19 protein-coding genes are annotated in these 15,870 nt (G+C 73.6%); 7 read left to right on the forward strand and 12 right to left on the reverse strand.

Annotated features, from left to right (window positions below):
* Window positions 1-170 precede the first annotated feature (170 nt).
* On the forward strand, window positions 171-860 hold the full coding sequence (locus tag ABD361_RS16735) for a GntR family transcriptional regulator (RefSeq protein WP_344436205.1): 690 nt from the start codon (window positions 171-173) through the stop codon (window positions 858-860).
* A 147-nt stretch (window positions 861-1,007) separates the two neighbouring features.
* Here the strand turns inward: ABD361_RS16735 and ABD361_RS16740 are convergent, their stop codons facing one another.
* From ABD361_RS16740 to ABD361_RS16750, 3 genes are all read right to left on the reverse strand, one after another.
* Window positions 1,008-1,577, reverse strand: a complete 570-nt coding sequence (locus ABD361_RS16740; RefSeq protein WP_344436111.1) for a methyltransferase family protein — start codon at window positions 1,575-1,577, stop codon at window positions 1,008-1,010.
* 163 nt (window positions 1,578-1,740) lie between these two features.
* Window positions 1,741-2,604, reverse strand: a complete 864-nt coding sequence (locus ABD361_RS16745) for a DMT family transporter (protein ID WP_344436113.1) — start codon at window positions 2,602-2,604, stop codon at window positions 1,741-1,743.
* 22 nt (window positions 2,605-2,626) lie between these two features.
* The gene (locus ABD361_RS16750) at window positions 2,627-3,622 is read right to left on the reverse strand and encodes a C40 family peptidase (RefSeq protein WP_344436114.1); all 996 of its coding nucleotides are present in this window, start codon (window positions 3,620-3,622) and stop codon (window positions 2,627-2,629) included.
* A gap of 186 nt (window positions 3,623-3,808) precedes the next feature.
* On the opposite strand from ABD361_RS16750, the gene ABD361_RS16755 reads away from it, so the two are divergent.
* Window positions 3,809-3,979 (forward strand): hypothetical protein, encoded by a 171-nt coding sequence (locus tag ABD361_RS16755; protein WP_344436115.1) that lies wholly within the window; start codon window positions 3,809-3,811, stop codon window positions 3,977-3,979.
* An 11-nt stretch (window positions 3,980-3,990) separates the two neighbouring features.
* On the opposite strand, the gene ABD361_RS16760 is transcribed toward ABD361_RS16755, so the two are convergent.
* The 3 genes from ABD361_RS16760 to ABD361_RS16770 form a co-directional block, all read right to left on the reverse strand.
* Window positions 3,991-4,236, reverse strand: a complete 246-nt coding sequence (locus tag ABD361_RS16760) for a DUF4190 domain-containing protein (RefSeq protein ID WP_425583230.1) — start codon at window positions 4,234-4,236, stop codon at window positions 3,991-3,993.
* Between the two features lie 26 nt (window positions 4,237-4,262).
* The gene (locus tag ABD361_RS16765) at window positions 4,263-4,424 is read right to left on the reverse strand and encodes a hypothetical protein (protein WP_344436117.1); all 162 of its coding nucleotides are present in this window, start codon (window positions 4,422-4,424) and stop codon (window positions 4,263-4,265) included.
* A gap of 136 nt (window positions 4,425-4,560) precedes the next feature.
* A complete protein-coding gene (locus ABD361_RS16770) occupies window positions 4,561-5,655 on the reverse strand; it encodes a carboxylate-amine ligase (RefSeq protein ID WP_344436118.1) in 1,095 nt (364 codons plus the stop codon).
* Window positions 5,656-5,792: 137 nt separating this feature from the next.
* Between ABD361_RS16770 and ABD361_RS16775 the strand changes: the two genes are divergently transcribed.
* Window positions 5,793-7,268 carry an MFS transporter gene (locus tag ABD361_RS16775; RefSeq protein WP_344436119.1) on the forward strand — a complete coding sequence of 492 codons (1,476 nt, stop codon included), beginning with the start codon at window positions 5,793-5,795 and terminating at the stop codon, window positions 7,266-7,268.
* A gap of 16 nt (window positions 7,269-7,284) precedes the next feature.
* Here the strand turns inward: ABD361_RS16775 and ABD361_RS16780 are convergent, their stop codons facing one another.
* Both ABD361_RS16780 and ABD361_RS16785 read right to left on the reverse strand, forming a co-directional pair.
* Window positions 7,285-8,232 carry a PrsW family intramembrane metalloprotease gene (locus ABD361_RS16780; protein ID WP_344436120.1) on the reverse strand — a complete coding sequence of 316 codons (948 nt, stop codon included), beginning with the start codon at window positions 8,230-8,232 and terminating at the stop codon, window positions 7,285-7,287.
* Window positions 8,233-8,331: 99 nt separating this feature from the next.
* On the reverse strand, window positions 8,332-9,483 hold the full coding sequence (locus tag ABD361_RS16785) for an AAA family ATPase (protein ID WP_344436121.1): 1,152 nt from the start codon (window positions 9,481-9,483) through the stop codon (window positions 8,332-8,334).
* Between the two features lie 105 nt (window positions 9,484-9,588).
* Between ABD361_RS16785 and ABD361_RS16790 the strand changes: the two genes are divergently transcribed.
* Window positions 9,589-10,161, forward strand: coding sequence for a hypothetical protein (locus ABD361_RS16790; protein WP_344436122.1), 573 nt, complete (start codon window positions 9,589-9,591; stop codon window positions 10,159-10,161).
* Window positions 10,162-10,193: 32 nt separating this feature from the next.
* Here ABD361_RS16790 and ABD361_RS16795 read toward each other — a convergent pair whose 3' ends face one another.
* Both ABD361_RS16795 and ABD361_RS16800 read right to left on the reverse strand, forming a co-directional pair.
* A complete protein-coding gene (locus tag ABD361_RS16795; protein ID WP_344436124.1) occupies window positions 10,194-10,628 on the reverse strand; it encodes an SRPBCC family protein in 435 nt (144 codons plus the stop codon).
* A gap of 84 nt (window positions 10,629-10,712) precedes the next feature.
* Window positions 10,713-11,435, reverse strand: coding sequence for an esterase/lipase family protein (locus ABD361_RS16800; RefSeq protein ID WP_344436125.1), 723 nt, complete (start codon window positions 11,433-11,435; stop codon window positions 10,713-10,715).
* Window positions 11,436-11,687: 252 nt separating this feature from the next.
* On the opposite strand from ABD361_RS16800, the gene ABD361_RS16805 reads away from it, so the two are divergent.
* Window positions 11,688-11,966 carry a DUF1540 domain-containing protein gene (locus tag ABD361_RS16805; protein ID WP_344436207.1) on the forward strand — a complete coding sequence of 93 codons (279 nt, stop codon included), beginning with the start codon at window positions 11,688-11,690 and terminating at the stop codon, window positions 11,964-11,966.
* 4 nt (window positions 11,967-11,970) lie between these two features.
* Here ABD361_RS16805 and ABD361_RS16810 read toward each other — a convergent pair whose 3' ends face one another.
* Entirely contained in the window at window positions 11,971-12,990 is a 1,020-nt protein-coding gene (locus ABD361_RS16810) for an alcohol dehydrogenase (protein WP_344436126.1), read from the reverse strand.
* 196 nt (window positions 12,991-13,186) lie between these two features.
* Between ABD361_RS16810 and ABD361_RS16815 the strand changes: the two genes are divergently transcribed.
* Window positions 13,187-13,924, forward strand: coding sequence for a TetR/AcrR family transcriptional regulator (locus tag ABD361_RS16815; RefSeq protein ID WP_344436127.1), 738 nt, complete (start codon window positions 13,187-13,189; stop codon window positions 13,922-13,924).
* 41 nt (window positions 13,925-13,965) lie between these two features.
* On the opposite strand, the gene ABD361_RS16820 is transcribed toward ABD361_RS16815, so the two are convergent.
* Window positions 13,966-14,415, reverse strand: coding sequence for an RICIN domain-containing protein (locus ABD361_RS16820; RefSeq protein ID WP_344436128.1), 450 nt, complete (start codon window positions 14,413-14,415; stop codon window positions 13,966-13,968).
* 159 nt (window positions 14,416-14,574) lie between these two features.
* Between ABD361_RS16820 and ABD361_RS16825 the strand changes: the two genes are divergently transcribed.
* Complete coding sequence (locus ABD361_RS16825; RefSeq protein ID WP_344436129.1) at window positions 14,575-15,612, forward strand: GDP-mannose 4,6-dehydratase; 1,038 nt, start codon at window positions 14,575-14,577, stop codon at window positions 15,610-15,612.
* The last annotated feature ends 258 nt before the right edge of the window (window positions 15,613-15,870 follow it).

Raw genomic sequence — 15,870 nt, forward strand, 5'->3', positions numbered from 1 at the left:
CCGCCGAAGGAGCGGGACAGCCAAGGAGACGTCCGCGCAGGGCGGCCGGTTCTCAGCCGGCTCCGAAGGCCCCCGGGCGGGCTTCTCGCAGATTGGACCGGACCTACCGTCAGATAGAGCAACGTGACATTGTACGCTGGGTACCCGCAGGAGTACGGAGGATGGACAGCATGGGGCACCTGAAGCAGCGCAACCTCGTCACCGCACGCGAGCGGCTGCGCGATCAGGTGGCCAACGCCCTGCGCGCCGCCCTCATCTCCGGCGAACTGCGCCCCGGCGAGGTCTACTCCGCGCCCGGCCTCGCGGCCGACTTCGGCATCTCCGCCACGCCCGTGCGCGAGGCCATGCTGGACATGGCCCGCGAGGGGCTCGTCGAGCCCGTGCGCAACAAGGGCTTCCGCGTCACCGAGGTCAACGAGCGCGACCTCGACCAGTACACCGAGATCCGCCTGCTCATCGAGGTGCCCACCGTCCGCGGCCTCGTCGGCACGGCGGCCCGCGAGGAACTGGAGGCCCTGCGGCCGGTGGCGGTGGAGATCGTCGAGGCCGCCCGCGCCCACGACCTCATCGGCTACCTGGAGGCCGACCGCCGCTTCCACCTCACCCTGCTGGGCCTGGCCGGCAACGAGCGCCTCGTCGAGACCGTCGGCGACCTGCGCAAGCGCTCGCGCCTGTACGGGCTGACGGGCCTGGACGAGCGCGGTGAGCTGCTGCCCTCGGCCGAGGAGCACCTGGAGCTGCTCGACCTGATGCTGGCCGGTGACGCCGACGGCTCGGAGGCGTGCATGACCCGGCACCTGGGCAAAATAAGGTCCCTGTGGGCGGCCGAGGCGACGGTCCCGGACCAGCGGCACGCCTAGCGCCCCGAAGGGGCGCGGGGAACTGCGCGACAAGCCACGACGCGCCCGCAGCATGTCGACTGCGGGCCGTCGGTGGCCGATCGCGCCCACGCGGCGGCAGCCGCAGATCGACACTGCCCCGCGCCCCTACGGGGCGTCCGCAACCGGTCAGTACACGTACGGCACCAGCCGTTTGGTGCGGCGCCGGTAGTCGGCGTACTCCTCGCCGAACGAGGCCAGCAGCAGCTCCTCCTCCGCGCGGATCCGCCAGCCGTACGCCACCAGCAGCAGGCCCGTGACCAGGACGAAGGCGAGCCAGCCGCCGACCGTCAGCGCGTAGCCCGCCCACACCAGCAGGCTGCCGCAGTAGCCGGGGTGCCGGACCAGGCGGTACGGGCCCTCCTGGACCAGGCGCTGGCCCTCGTCCGTGCGCAGGGTCCGCGTGTAGTACCGGCCCAGCGTCCGCATGCCCCAGGCCCGGACCGCGAGGCCCGCCACCGCCAGCACGACTCCTGCCCACCGCCACGCCACCGGCAGCAGGGCGACCGACGCGGCCGACAGCCCGGCGACGACGACCACGGCCACCAGGTAGGAGCCGAGCAGCAGCCGGGTGCTGCCGCGGTCGCCGGCCCCGGCCTGCCAGCTGGCCGTGCCGGCCTCCTCCCGGCGGCGCAGGATCAGTTCGTAGGCCGCCCACAGCAGCACGGCGAGGACGGCCAGCAGATTGGGAAGCGCCATCGGGTGTCCTTTCGCCCGGGCCTGCGGGGCGACTCACCGCAGCGTCTGCTGCGCATGCTCCCCGTACGCGGCCGGCCGCGCCAGGCGGCATGCCCGCCCCCGCACGCCCCGGCGCACTTCCGGGAGCCGCCGCAACGCGCCCGGCCTCCCGACGCGCCACCGTTCACCGGAGCGTCTGCGCGTACGGCACGCGGGGCAGGATCGTCGTACCGATCACGATCAGCAGCACGCCCAGGGCCTCGGGCAGCAGCCACCAGCCGGTGCGGATGTGCTCGTGGAAGACGAGCATGCCCAGGATCAGGCTGACGGTCGCGTCGCCCAGGGTGAGCGCGGGCTGGGAGGCGACGAGCGGGCCCGACTGCATCGCGTTCGACAGCAGGAACAGCGCACAGGCACCGGTCGCGAAGAAGCCGTACGTCTGCCAGTCGGTGAAGAACGCCGCGGTGCCTTCCTGCTCGAACGTGATGGCCGCCGCCTTCATCAGCGCCGCCGTGACCGCGTACCCGATGGCCGCCGCCGCACCGAAGAGCGCGGCCCGCGCCCGGCCGCCGGGACGGCGCAGGGCCACCACCACACACCCGCCGGTCACTCCGGTGGCGGCGATCAGGGTGTACGCCCACACGTCCGCGGGCACCTGCGCCCGGCCCCCGTGCGGGGCGGCCGCCGCCAGCGCCAGCGCGAGGCCGGCGGCGACCATGACCACGGCGGCCCAGCCGTACCCGGGCAGCCGGCGCCGCAGCACGAACGAGGCGATGACCAGGGCGAAGGGCAGTTCACTGACGAAGAGGGGCTGCACGAGCGCGAGGCTGCCGAAGGTCAGGGCCAGGGCCTGGCAGGCGGCGGCGCAGATCACCGCCGCGATGCCGCCCAGCCACACCGGGGTGTGCAGCAGGTCCAGCATCAGCCGGAAGCTGAAGGCATGGGCCTGCGGCACGTCCTGCGCGGCCTTGCGCTGCAGCACCGTCGCCAGGGCGTTGCTCACCGCCGCCAGGAGGGCGAAGAGCACGGCAAGCGCCGGCGCGGACACGGCCCGGGCCCCGGTGCGCAGGTCAGCGGCGGCGCAGCAGGCTGCCCAGCGGCGTACCGGGCGTGCCCGCGGCCCTGCCGGGGACGGGCACGGCCAGCCGGAAGTGCTCGGTCAGCGAGGCGGTGCGCACCAGGTCCCCGGGGGTGACGAAGTCCGGCGCGGCCGCCATGGCCCGGATCCGCTCCAGCGCCTCGCCGGGCGGGACGGGCCCGCGGTGCTCCTGCGGTCGCGCGGCACGGTGCAGGGCGTTGCCGAAGGCCGTCATGGCGCCCAGGAGTTCCTCCTCTCCCGGCTCGGCCGGGGGAGCCGAGGCCGGCAGGGCGTGCCCGAGCGGCAGGAAGTCGGTGCGGCCGACGGCGGTGGCGTAGGCGGAGACCAGGGGAGCGAGGGCCTTCTCCGCCGCGGCCGGGTCGAAGGCGCCGGTGGCCTCCGGCACGGGCAGACGGGGCAGGTCCGGGTGGGAGTGCGCACACTCCAGGAGGGTGCGCCCGTCCGCCGCGGCCTCGTCGTCGCCGGTCTTCAGCACGTACGGCTCGCAGGGCCGGGCCTCCCCGTGGCAGCGGGCGACGAACTCGGAGCAGACCATGGGCTGCCGGCCGCGCTCGGCCATGGTGTTGACGGCGCAGGCGGCCTGGTCGAGGACCGTGCGCACCATGCGGCGCCCGCCCGGGGGCAGCGGCACCCGCCGGGTCGTGCACAGGACCGCGAGCAGCACGATCTGCTGATGGGCGTAGGAGACCGGACGGGCGAGGTAGCCGCGCGCCACCGCAAGGACCGGGGACATGTCGGCGGGCGTGGTCAGGGTGCGCCCGACAGCCAGGTCGTGCCCGTCCATGGCCTGCTCGAAGGTGACCGTGCGCAGCCCCTTGCCGACGACCTCGGCGACGGAGCCGGCGTCCAGGGCGAGCGCGGCGTGGCTGACCTCGCTGTCGTCCACCAGGCAGATCGCCCGCGAGACCCATCCGGTCCCTCGGGACAGGACGACGTCGCCGGGCTCGATGGGCTCGGGGAGGGCCATGGGGGACCTTTCGCTGTGCGCGGCGGGGGACTCTCGTGCGGTTCCCGCCCGCCGCGCGCGGCAAGCGGACTTCCCCGTGTGTTCGGCCGAACCGGTGAACGCACCCTCCGACCCCTTTGGACCGGGCCCCTTCCGGCTACGAGTGTGCGTGAGCCCCCGCCACGTCAGGACCTCAAGGAGTACGTGATGAGCGAGTACACGACGCCGTCGCAGGCCGAGGGCGAGCGTGACGAGGAGGACATGGAGGACGCGCACGGCAAGCCCCTGCACGAGACGCACCCCATGACCACGCGCACCACGCCGTCGCAGGCCGAGGGCGAACGGGAGGAGAACGAGGGCAACAACGCGGGCCGCTGACCGCGGGGCCCTCAGCCCTCCGTGAACCAGCTGGGCGTGCCCTGCACGACGGACAGCACGACGAACAGCAGCAGCCCGGCCGCGCCCAGGGCCATGCCCAGCACGGCGCGGAAGCGCCGCGCGGTGCCGCGCGCCAGGGCGGTCCCGCCCAGGACGAGGGCGCACGGGCCCAGGACGACGTTGAACACCAGCAGCCCGACCAGGCCGGTGACGAACGACCACACGGCCATCAGGTCGGCGTCCCGGCGCGCCGTCACCTCTTGCGCCGGCGCCTTTTGTGGCGTCAGTTCTTGTGCCGGTGCGCCCTGCGGCGCTCCCGCAGGGCGAACAGTGCGATCCACGCGCAGATCACCGCCGCGGACGCGAGCGTGACCGGTAGGGGTACGTGTGCGGCGGTGCCGCACAGCAGACCGAGCAGGAAGAGAGCCACGACGAGGAACAGCATGACGTTCCATCCTCCTTTTCCTCCTTCCTCTTGCTTCCTCTTGCTTCCTCTTGCGGCGAGGTTGTCCGACCGGACGTGTGCCCCGGGCCCCGGCGCCCACGCGGGAACCGCCCGCGAGGTGTCCGGGCTCACATGCTCAACCGGCGCTGCCTTCGAGGGTGATGAGGTCGAGCAGGGCCGGGAAGCCGCCCTCCGCCAGGGCCTGGCGCTGCCGGCCGGCGGGGTTGCCCCGCTGCAGGAAGCGGTGCAGGAGGGAGGTGACCTCGCGGGTGTCGCCGTACTCGTCGAGGGCGGGCGTGATGTGCTCGACGAGCTCGCACACGAGGTCACCGGCGGGACGCTGGCGGCCCTGCGCGTCGATGAGCCTGCCCTGCAGGCCGTAGCGGGCGGCGTGCCAGTTCGCGGCGCACAGCATCTCGTGGGCGCACGGCGGTACGGGCGCACCCTCGCCTTCCATGCGCAGGCCGGTGGCCACCAGGGCGCGCACGAGACCGGCGAACATCACCGCCTCGTCCGCCGTGAGCTGGACGTCGAAGCAGCGGACCTCCAGCGTGGGGTAGCGGTCGGACAGGCGCGCCTGCCAGTAGACCTGCCCCGTGTCGGCGATGGCCCCCGCCGCGACCAGGGCCTGCACCCGCCGGTTGTAGTCGGTGCGGCCGGCGAACCGGGGCGGCGGCCCGGAGACGGGCCAGCGCCCGTAGACGACCGTGCGCCAGCTCGCGAACCCGGTGTCCTGCCCCCGCCACAGGGGGGAGTTGGCGCTCATCGCCACCAGCAGGGGCAGCCAGGGGCGCAGCCGGTTCAGGGCGGCCACGCCCCGGGCGCGGTCCGCCACGGACACGTGCACGTGCATGCCGTTGACGAGCTGCTCGTCGACCAGACGCGCGCCCTGGTCGCGCAGGCGCAGATAGCGCGGCTTGGGGGTGACCTCGGGAGCGCGGCTGTCGCACAGCGGCGCGGCCCCCGAGGCGACGGCCCGGCAGCCGGCCCGCTCGGCCGCGGCCCCGGCGGCGTGCCGCAGCCGCAGCAGGTGCCCGCCGAGCTCGGAGAGCTCCCGGCACACGGGGGTGGCGACCTCCAGCTGCGCCTGGAGCAGCTCGGGGCGCAGTTCGCCCTCCTCCGCGATGGTCCCGAAGCCGGCGATCTCCTGGACCTGCTCGGACAGGGGCACCGGCAGTGCCCGGTCCGGGTCCAGCAGGAGGTATTCCTCCTCGACGCCCAGCGTGATCACGAAGCTGCACGCATCCCTTCACGGGATGCGCCGCGCATGGCTCGCACATGGGGCATTTTACTCTCCCGGTCCGTCCGGCGAGGGCATGCCCACCGCACCCCCGGGGAAGGCGAGCAGCCAGGCAGAAGGGGGTGCTCATGGCAATGGCCGATCAGCGGTCCGAGGGCCGGGACGGGACGCTCACGACGTCGATCCCGGCGCGCCTGGACCGGCTGCCCTGGTCCCGCTGGCACTGGACGGTGGTGATCGGGCTCGGGACGGTGTGGATACTCGACGGGCTGGAGGTCACCGTCGTCGGCAACATCGCCTCCCGGCTGGCGGAGCCCGGCAGCGGACTGCCGATCAGCAGCGCCGAGGTCACCGGCCTCGCGGCGGCCCTGTACGTGGCCGGCGCCTGCACGGGGGCGCTGTTCTTCGGCTGGCTGACCGACCGTCACGGCCGCAAGAAGCTCTTCCTGCTCACCCTGGCCCTGTACCTGGCGGCCACCGCACTGACCGGACTGTCCTTCCAGTCCTGGTGGTTCTTCCTCTTCCGGTTCCTGACGGGGTGCGGCATTGGCGGCGAGTACGCGGCCATCAACTCCGCGGTGGACGAACTGATCCCGGCCGCCCACCGCGGCCGCGTCGACCTGCTGATCAACGGCAGCTTCTGGATCGGCGCGGTCGGCGGATCGCTGCTGTCGATCGTCATGCTGGACACCGACGTCCTGCCCGCCGACCTCGGCTGGCGGCTCACCTTCGGCCTCGGTGTCGTCCTGGGGCTGGTGATCCTGCTGGTGCGCCGGCACGTCCCCGAGTCCCCGCGCTGGCTGTTCATCCACGGCCGCGGCGAGGAGGCCGAGGAACTCGTGGCGTCCATCGAGCGGCGCGTCGCCGACGACACCGGGCGCCCGCTCCCGCCGGCGCGCGGCAGCATCACCGTCCACCAGCGCGGCGCCACCGGCTTCGGCACCGTCGCCCGCACCGTCTTCCGCGCCTATCCCCGCCGGGCCGCGCTGGGCCTCGCCCTCTTCATCGGCCAGGCGTTCCTGTACAACTCCATCACCTTCGGCTTCGGGGCGATCCTCACCCGCTTCTTCGCGGTGCCCTCCGGGCACACCGGCTACTACTTCGCCGTCATCGCCTTCGGCAACTTCCTCGGGCCGCTGCTGCTGGGCCGGCTCTTCGACACCCTCGGCCGCCGCCCGATGATCACCGGGACGTACGTGGTCAGCGGGCTGCTGCTGTTCGCCACCGCCTGGCTCTTCGGCCGCGGCACCCTGGACGCCGCCGGCCTGACGGCCTGCTGGTGCGCGGTGCTCTTCTTCGCCTCGGCCGGCGCCAGCAGCGCGTACCTGACGGTGAGCGAGGTCTTCCCCATGGAGACCCGGGCCCTGGCCATCGCCTTCTTCTACGCCGTCGGCACGGCCGCCGGCGGCATCACCGGGCCGCTGCTGTTCTCCCGGCTGACCGGCACCGGCGCGGTCGGCGACACGGTGCTCGCCTTCTGCATCGGCGCCGCCCTGATGACGGCCGCCGGTCTCGTCGCGGCTTTCCTCGCCATGCCCGCCGAACGCCGCTCCCTGGAGGACATCGCCGCCCCGCTCTCCGCCGCGGCCCCCGGCAACGGCTGACCCCGGCCCCGCCGGCTCACGGCCCCGGACGGACGGGGATGCGCCACCCGCCGGGCCCCGCCCGGCCGGCCGGGGCCCGGCGGGCCGCACGGGCCTCGGCCAGCAGCCAGGCCACGCCCACGGCGCCGACGAGCGCCAGGCCGCCCCAGGAGAGCACGGTGAACACATCGATCTGCTCCTGGGTCGGCCGGGGCAGCCAGCCGTTGCGCAGCAGCTCGTACTGGCCGGGCGTACCGGTCAGCAGCAGGGTCACGATCAGCGCGATGTCGTGCATCGAGTCCCACAGGGCGTGCAGCGCCGACACGCCCAGGTAGGCCAGGACCAGGCGCCCGGTGACGACGAAGTGGTCCCGGGTGCTGGAGGAGAACAGCACACCGCCCAGGATCGCGGTCCACAGACCGTGACCGACGGGGGACAGCAGCCCGCGCAGGACCTCGGTCTGCACCAGCTGCATCAGCGACAGCCCGCGGACGGTGAACAGGGCCGTGAAGGCGTACCCGGCCGATTCCAGTGCGGCGAAGCCGAAGCCGACCGCCGCGCCCAGCACCATGCCGTCGCGGACGGTCTTGGTGGCCAGGCGCCGGGTGAGGAACGCCAGGGTGCACAGCTTGACCGCTTCCTCGATCAGCCCGACCCCGGCGAACAGCCACGGCGAGGGATGCAGCAGGTACGTCTCCAGGACCGACGCCGCCAGCACCCCCAGCACCCCGCCGGTCAGGAACGTGCCGAAGACGAGGGTGGGCGTCAGCTCACCGGTGTCCCTGCGCTCGAAGGCCCAGGCCACGAACGTGACCGGCACCAGGAAGCTGCCCAGCAGCACCAGGGTCGGGACCAGGTTGGGGTTGCCGGTCACGAAGGTGACCGCCACCGTCAGCAGCCACAGCACCAGCCCCGAGAAGAAGATCCGCAGCCAGGGCCGCCGGTGACCGGGATCCGGCGCCGCAGGCGCCTGCCACATCGTCATGCGTGCTCCCGGTCCGCTCCGTCGGTCCTCAAGCGCACACCTACGGTGGAACCGAGTACCCCCTGCGGCCGCCGGTAATCGCCCGGACCGGCTGCGATGTCAGCGCTTCGGCCAGTGCCACAGCGGCTCGTCCAGCGGGCCCTCGCGCCCGGCGACCTCCGTACGGCCGGAGGCGTCCTTGACCAGGGTGACCGAGGCCGTGCCGATGCGGTGGCTGCGCGCGCCGCGCGCGAGGGCCGCGGCCAGCTCCTGCGCGTGGGTGACCACCACGATCTGGGTGTCCCGGGCCGCCGTGAGGATCAGGTCGGCCAGCGGGGGCAGCAGATCGGGGTGCAGGCTCGACTCGGGCTCGTTGAGCACGAGCAGCGCCGGCGGGCGCGGGGTGAGCAGCGCCGCCGTCCACAGCAGATATCGCAGGGTGCCGTCGGAGAGCTCGGCCGCACCCAGCGGGCGCAGCATCCCCCGCTGGTGCAGCAGCAGCTCGAAGCGCCCGCCCTGGTCGGTGATCTCCACGGTGCTGCCCGGGAACGCGGCGTCCACGGCCGCGGCCAGGGCCTCGTGGTCGCCGGTCTCGCGGATCGTCTGCAGCGCCGCCGCGAGGTCGGCGCCGTCGTGGCCGAGCACCGGGGTGCGGGTGCCGACCCGGGCGGCCCGGGCCGGCGCGTGGGCGTCGGTGCGCACGTGGTCGTAGAACCGCCAGGAGCGCATGTGCTCGCGCAGCCGCAGCAGGTCGGGGGCCAGGCGGGGGTCGGCGAGCTCGCCGAGCATGCTGTCGTAGGGGCGCAGGGCGCTCACCGACCGGTGCCAGCTGCCGTCGGCGGTGCGGGTGCGCACGGACGGGCCGGAGCGGTCCGACAGCAGGGCCGAGGGGCGCAGCACGGGACCGGCCCAGGTGCACTCCCGCTTGATCTCGGGGTCGCGGCCGAACATGGACGGTGCCCCCGCGCCGATCGGATGACCGAAGTCGACCGCGTACCCGAACTCGTCGCCGGCGAAGCCCAGGCGCAGGCTCACCACCGGGGAGCGGCCGCTGCCGCGCCGGTCGCCGGCCCACAGGGCCGACGGCAGCCCGCCCTCGCGCGCGAGGGCCGCGACCGCGCCGCCGTCGGCGGCGTCGGCCAGCAGCCGCAGCGCCCGGTACAGGCTCGACTTGCCCGTGCCGTTCGCGCCCGAGACCACGGTGAGCCGCTCCAGCGGGACGATCAGGCGCCGCAGGGAACGGTAGTTTTCGACTGCGAGGGTGGTGAGCATGGCGTCCTTCGGTGCAAGGGGTGGACCTGCCACCGAGTGTGCCAAGGGGGTCCGACATCACCGGCCCGCGCGCCCGACCACCGACCGAGACGTGAAGGAACACCCGTGCCCGCAGCCGCCATACCCCATGCCCTCGCCGCCGTCGCCCTGCTCGCCGGCCTGGCGGCGCCCGCGGCCGCCGCCGCGCCCGCCCCTTCCTACGGCCAGGCGTACGACCACGCCGCGGCCGCCGCCCCGGCGCGCGCGAAGGCGAGCGAGCCGGTGCGCATCACGGAGGGTCAGGTGCGCGTGGCCGCACCCGGGCAGGCCATCCTCTACCCCTCGGTGACCAGCTGCCTGACGGTGACCGTCCGCCTGGCGGGCGGGGGCAAGGCGGGCGCCCACGCCAGCCTGTTCCAGGTGCCGGGCGAGTACCGCTCGGACGCGATCCTGCCGGCACTGCGCCGGGCCGCCGGGGCGCGGCGCGTGACCGCGGTGGAGGTCAAGGGCGCCGTCGGCGCCTGGCACCCCGGCTACTTCACCAAGGCCGTCGAGGCCTACGGCCCCGACGAGCAGGTGCCCTACCCCACGCAGCCCGATCCCGCGGGCATCGCCGCCGCCGTGGCGCGCGGCCTCGGGGTGCCGCAGGCCGTGGTGAGCGTCGAGGACCTGCCCGACGGGGACCTGACGGTCCGCTGACCGCGGGCGGTCGCGCATCTGCTGCACGTCCCTCATCCCCGGGCAAGGGCCGCATCCGCCGCGTCGAGGATCCGGCCGAAGACGTGGCCGACGACGGGCGCCAGCAGCCGGGTCGCCCGTGCGCCGAGCGGGGCCTGGAAGGTCGTCGTCCACTCCACCAGGGTGCCGTTCGCGACCTCGGTGAAGGTCATGCGGCCCAGCTCGTGCCGGGCCGGCGGGAAGCTGCGGTCGACGGTGTAGTCGAAGCCGTACGGCGCATTGTAGGCGGTGATCCGCTCCCGGAACCAGCCGATCAGCCAGGTGTGCAGCCGTACGGCGCCCACCCCGTAGGGCGCGTCCGTGCCCGGCCGGGCCAGACGCGCCCGCAGGACGAAGGGGCTGCGGGTGTAGTTGGTGGTCGTGGCGCACCAGTCGAACACCTCGGCGATCGGCGCGGCGATGACGCGGCGTACCGTCACGGTCTCCATGGTGATCACCTTCCTGTGGGAAGCGGGTTCACCGGGTAGACCGTGCGCGCGGCGAAAGTGTGACGCCGTCGCCGGTGATGCGCGTCACATGCGATCGGCCCCCAGGGTCGCGCGCACCTTCGCGGCCACCGCGGCGTCCGTCAGCAGGTCGTTGTGCTTCAGGCAGGTGGTGCGTACGTTGTGCGCGCCCTGCAGCTGCGGGCTGTTCTGCGGGAGCATCGTCTCGTCGCAGGGCGACCACAGGACCGTGTAGTCGACGGAACCGGGCGACTCGTCCCCGGAGTTGAGGTGCGTCAGGACGTACGACCCGGGCGTCATGTCCTTGCAGCCCTGGTCCCACAGGGCGCACAACAGGGCGATGCCCGTGCCGTGGTTGGGGCCGGCCAGGGAGACCCAGTGGCGGACCGTGGCCCGCCCCCCGCCGAACTTCACGTACCAGCGGCTCGGGAGGCTGCCCAGGCTGTGGGCGACGATGTCCACCTGGGAGGCGCCGGTGCGCCGCAGCACCGCGTCGACGTACTGCGCCAGGAGGCCGGCGGTCACCTCGTTCGTCGGCTGGGCGGTGTCGTAGCTCCAGGCGAACAGCCGGTCCCCGGGCGTGCCCGCCGCTCTGAAGCGGGCGATCATGCTGTTCCACACGCCGGCGTCGGCGTTGCGGCCGTGCACGAAGACCACCGGACGGCCGGCGGCCGCGGCTTCGCGCGGGGCGGCTGCCGGCCCGCGCGCCTGCGCGGCGCCGCCGGGTGATGCGGCCAGGGCCGCAGTGGAGAGCAGGGCTGTCAGGACGGCTGCGACACTGCGGCGCATGGAGCGACCTCCGAGGCACTCGCGCGGGTCGGGACGCAAGGATTCTCGGCTGCCGCCGTGCTGCTCAAACCGGTTTCGAATCGGCTCCGTATCCGCTTCGAAAGGTGCTGCGAAACCTGCTTCGGACCCTGCTCGAAATCCGCTTCGAACCGGCTTCCGGGTGAACGGGCCCGCCCGCCGGTGTCGTGGCGCGGCGGGCGAGGAAGGCATCGTGCGAACCCGGTACCGCCGTGCGAGGAGAGCGCCGTGGAGATGCCTCAGGTGGCCGTGTGCCAGGTCGCCGACTGCGCGTACAACCAGGACAGTGCCTGCCATGCCCTGGCCATCACCGTGGGCGACTCGACGCACGCCCGCTGCGACACCTTCTTCGTGCACTCCACCAAGGGCGGCGACCTGGCCGCCACGGGCCGGGTGGGCGCGTGCAAGATGTCCGGGTGCCTGCACAACGTGGGGCTGGAGTGCCAGGCCCCCGGCATCACGGTGGCCGCGCTGCAGGACGCGGCCGACTGCCTGACCTACACCTCCCGCTGACCGCCTACCGGCCGGTCGTCAGGACCATCCGGAAGCGCGCCTCGCCGGAGAGCATGCGCGCGAACGCGGCGCCGGCCTCCTCCAGGGGCACGGTCTCCACCATCGGGCGGATGCCGTTGCGGGCGCTGAACGCCATGGTCTCCTCGACGTCCTGCGCGGTGCCGGAGGGGTGGCCGTGCACGGTGCGGCTACCCATGATCAGCTGCAGCGGGGTGACGGTGAGGGGCTCCGGGGTGGCGCCCAGCACCACGAGCTCGCCGCGGTGGGCGAGGCCGTCGATCGTGGCGCTCATCGCGTCGGAGTTGGCCGCCGTGGCCAGGACCACCTTGGCGCCGCCGAGGTCCTGCAGGGCCGCGGCCACGTCGGTGTCCCTGCTGTCGATGTAGTGGCGGGCGCCGAGCTTGTGGGCGAGGTCCTTCTTGCCGGCGCCGCGCGCGATGGCGACGGTGTCGAACCCGAGGGCCGCCGCGTACTGCACGCCGAGGTGACCCAGGCCGCCCAGGCCCAGGACGGCGACCAGGTCGCCGGGGCCCGCGCCGCTGTGCCGCAGGGCGTTGAAGGTGGTCACGCCGGCGCAGCCGAGCGGCGCCGCCTCGGTGGCGGAGAGCTCCTCGGGGATGCGGGCCAGCGCGCCGACGGGCGCGACCATGGCCTCGGCGAAGCCGCCGGGGTAGGCCCAGCCGGGCACCTGCAGGGAGGTGCAGTGGATGAAGTCGCCCTCGCGGCAGGGGCGGCAGTGGCCGCAGTGTCCGCCGAACCAGCCCACCGCCACCCGGTCGCCGGCCTGCCAGCCGGTCACGCCCTCGCCGAGGGCGTCGATGCGGCCGGCCACCTCGTGGCCGGTGACCAGCGGGAAGCGGACGTCGGGGAAGGCATTGTGCACGAAGGCGGCGTCGGTGTGGCAGACGCCGCACGCCTCGACGGCGATGCGGACATGGCCGGGACCGGGCTCGGGGAGCTCGCGCTCGACGATCTCGAGGTCCCCTCCGGGGGAGGCCACCTGGGCAACACGCATGGACGTCATGACACGGGTCTCTTTCCTCGGGAGGGCGGGGGACGAGGCGCCGGGCCGCCGTGGGCGGGCCGGGCGCACCGGGCGCCGGGGCCGCAGGCCGACCGGACGCGCCTCGCTATCGACGATACACCTAGGAATGTATCGCTGCTATATCGCCACGCGGGTTTCTTTATCGCCCCGGGCCCGAGCCCTATATCGTTGCTACATGACCGCCAGCCCCCGGGACCGCATCCTCCAGGCCGCCGCCCGCCTGCTCGCCGCATCCGGCGGCGCCCCCGTCTCCACCCGGGCGGTCTGCGAGGCCGCCGGCGTGGGAGCGCCGACGCTCTACCACCACTTCGGCGACAAGCAGGGGCTCCTCGACGCGGTCGTCGCCCACGGCTTCGAGCAGTACCTGTCCGGCAAGAAGGCCGCCGGCTCCACCGGCGACCCCGTGGAGGACCTGCGCCGCGGCTGGGACGCCCACGTGGAGTTCGGCCGTACGCACCCGGCCTTCTACGCCCTGATGTACGGCACCCCGCGCACCGGCCCCCCGCCGGCCGCCGCCCGCGAGGCCCACGGCGCACTGCTGGAACTGTGCCGCCGCATCGCACTGGCCGGGCGGCTGCGGACCGCCCCGGAGCTCGCCGCGCGCATGGTCCTGGCCGCCAACAGCGGCGTCACCCTGGCCCTGATCGCCGACCCCGGGGCGGAGGCCGAGCAGGTCTGCCGGCGCACCCGGGACGCGGTCGTCGACGCGATCACCACCGGAGCCGCGAAGGCCCCTGAGGAGGCGGCCGGCGCAGGCGAAAACCTCCCGGGGCGCCCCGGGGCCGACCCGCATGCCGCGGCGGCCACCCTGGCCGCCGCGCTGACCGGTGAGCGGGCGCCCGGGCTGACCGCCAACGAGACGCTGCTGCTGCGCGACTGGCTGCGCCGCATCACCGACGGCCCGGCCGACTGAAGGACCGGGCCGCCGGATCGAGCAGCCGGATCAAGCCCGGATCAGGCCGCCGGCTCCAGGCGCCACCACTGCGCCGGGTGGTCCCTGTCCTCCCACTGCTGCACGTTGTCGCCGGGGGACGTGCCCGCGTCGGCCACCTCCAGCAGCAGACCGCTGACGTGGTTGACCAGGCTGACCGTCCCCGCGTCGTCCAGGTGGCGCTCGACGAGCCACTCCTGGGCGCCGTAGTTGTTGGCCTTCCACTGCTGGACGTTGGCGCCGTTCTCCACGGAGGCGCCGGTGACGTCCAGGCGCTTGCCGCTGCCCGCGTTGACGAAGTGGTACTCGGCACTGCCCTCGTGCACCGGGCTCACCTGCCACAACTGGGCCGGCGAGCCGTCCTCCTTGCCCTGCTGCACGTTGGCACCGCTGCCCTTGCGGCCGCCCGCCACCTCCAGCAGCAGCCCGCTGTGGACGTTGCGCACCCGGTACAGCCCGTGCCAGCCGCTCACGTTCTCCGCTCCTCACCCGCTCGTCACGCACTCTGCGAACGCCTGATTGTACTGACCTCTGTGCCACGGGCCGGGCGCCCGCCGCGGCGCGAAGTCTCGGAAATTCCTTAGCCGCTTGCGTGATTCGGTGAGCTCGCCGAGCACTGCGAAAGGGGACTGATGTCCAAGCGCGCGCTGATCACCGGAATCACCGGGCAGGACGGCTCCTACCTGGCCGAGCACCTCCTCGCCGAGGGCTACCAGGTATGGGGCCTGACCCGGGGCCAGGCCAACCCCCGCAAGGAGCGGGTGGGCCGGCTCATACCGGAGCTGTCGTTCGTCAACGGCGACCTGATGGACCAGGCCAGCCTGGTCGCCGCCGTCGACCTCGTCCAGCCCGACGAGGTCTACAACCTCGGAGCCATCTCCTTCGTCCCCATGTCCTGGGAACAGGCCGAGCTCGTCACCGAGGTCAACGGCACCGGCGTGCTGCGGATGCTGGAGGCCATCCGCATGGTCAGCGGCCTGGGCAGGTCCTCCGGCAGCGGGCACGGCTCCGGGCAGATCCGCTTCTACCAGGCATCCTCCTCGGAGATGTTCGGCAAGGTCGTCGAGACCCCGCAGAACGAGCACACCTCCTTCCACCCCCGCAGCCCCTACGGCGTCGCCAAGACCTACGGGCACTACATCACCCGCAACTACCGTGAGTCCTTCGGGATGTACGGGGTCTCCGGGATCCTCTTCAACCACGAATCGCCCCGCCGCGGCGCCGAGTTCGTCACCCGCAAGATCTCCCTGGCCGTGGCCCAGATCAAGCTGGGCCTGCAGGACAAGCTCTCCCTCGGCAACCTCGACGCCGTGCGCGACTGGGGCTTCGCCGGCGACTACGTCCGCGCCATGCACCTGATGCTGCAGCAGGACGAGCCCGGCGAGTACGTCGTCGGCACCGGGCAGATGCACTCCGTACGGGAGGCCGCGCGCCTGGCCTTCGAGTGCGTCGGCCTGGACTGGGAGGAGCACGTCGTCGTCGACCCGGCCCTCGTGCGCCCCGCCGAGGTCGAGACGCTGTGCGCCGACTACACCTGCGCCCGCGAGGCGCTGGGCTGGGAGCCGGAGGTCGGCTTCCCCGAACTGATGCAGATGATGGTCGAGTCCGACCTGCGCCAGGCCGCCCGCGAGCGCGACCACGGCGAGGTGCTGGCCGCCGCCATCTGGTAACCCCCTGCCATCAGGGCGTCCTCGCCCGCCCGCCCGTGCGCCCCGCCTGCGGCGATGTCCGGCTCCGGTGATTTCCACTCTAGGGATTTTTCGAGCCGTGCCCGCCGACACTGGGCGCGTGGCGTGCGGGAAGCCGGGCCGTGCCCCGGGCGGGGCGCCCGGATGACGTCGAGTCGCTGTGGAACAGCCCTCCCGAGTGCCGGATGTCCACACCGAATCCTCTGCTGTCCGCCGGTCTTGAGATGGGTTGAGTTGACA

It is taken from the genome of Streptomyces luteosporeus, assembly GCF_039532865.1.
GTDB lineage: Bacteria > Actinomycetota > Actinomycetes > Streptomycetales > Streptomycetaceae > Streptomyces > Streptomyces luteosporeus.

What these genes read in the sequence shown, in the direction of transcription:
- ABD361_RS16810 (WP_344436126.1), bottom strand. Translation starts at nt 12,990, where the DNA reads ATGACGTCCATGCGTGTTGCCCAGGTGGCCTCCCCCGGAGGGGACCTC.
- ABD361_RS16735 (WP_344436205.1), top strand. Translation starts at nt 171, where the DNA reads ATGGGGCACCTGAAGCAGCGCAACCTCGTCACCGCACGCGAGCGGCTG.
- ABD361_RS16755 (WP_344436115.1), top strand. Translation starts at nt 3,809, where the DNA reads ATGAGCGAGTACACGACGCCGTCGCAGGCCGAGGGCGAGCGTGACGAG.
- ABD361_RS16825 (WP_344436129.1), top strand. Translation starts at nt 14,575, where the DNA reads ATGTCCAAGCGCGCGCTGATCACCGGAATCACCGGGCAGGACGGCTCC.
- ABD361_RS16765 (WP_344436117.1), bottom strand. Translation starts at nt 4,424, where the DNA reads ATGCTGTTCCTCGTCGTGGCTCTCTTCCTGCTCGGTCTGCTGTGCGGC.
- ABD361_RS16740 (WP_344436111.1), bottom strand. Translation starts at nt 1,577, where the DNA reads ATGGCGCTTCCCAATCTGCTGGCCGTCCTCGCCGTGCTGCTGTGGGCG.
- ABD361_RS16750 (WP_344436114.1), bottom strand. Translation starts at nt 3,622, where the DNA reads ATGGCCCTCCCCGAGCCCATCGAGCCCGGCGACGTCGTCCTGTCCCGA.
- ABD361_RS16815 (WP_344436127.1), top strand. Translation starts at nt 13,187, where the DNA reads ATGACCGCCAGCCCCCGGGACCGCATCCTCCAGGCCGCCGCCCGCCTG.
- ABD361_RS16785 (WP_344436121.1), bottom strand. Translation starts at nt 9,483, where the DNA reads ATGCTCACCACCCTCGCAGTCGAAAACTACCGTTCCCTGCGGCGCCTG.
- ABD361_RS16795 (WP_344436124.1), bottom strand. Translation starts at nt 10,628, where the DNA reads ATGGAGACCGTGACGGTACGCCGCGTCATCGCCGCGCCGATCGCCGAG.
- ABD361_RS16775 (WP_344436119.1), top strand. Translation starts at nt 5,793, where the DNA reads ATGGCAATGGCCGATCAGCGGTCCGAGGGCCGGGACGGGACGCTCACG.
- ABD361_RS16800 (WP_344436125.1), bottom strand. Translation starts at nt 11,435, where the DNA reads ATGCGCCGCAGTGTCGCAGCCGTCCTGACAGCCCTGCTCTCCACTGCG.
- ABD361_RS16805 (WP_344436207.1), top strand. Translation starts at nt 11,688, where the DNA reads ATGCCTCAGGTGGCCGTGTGCCAGGTCGCCGACTGCGCGTACAACCAG.
- ABD361_RS16780 (WP_344436120.1), bottom strand. Translation starts at nt 8,232, where the DNA reads ATGACGATGTGGCAGGCGCCTGCGGCGCCGGATCCCGGTCACCGGCGG.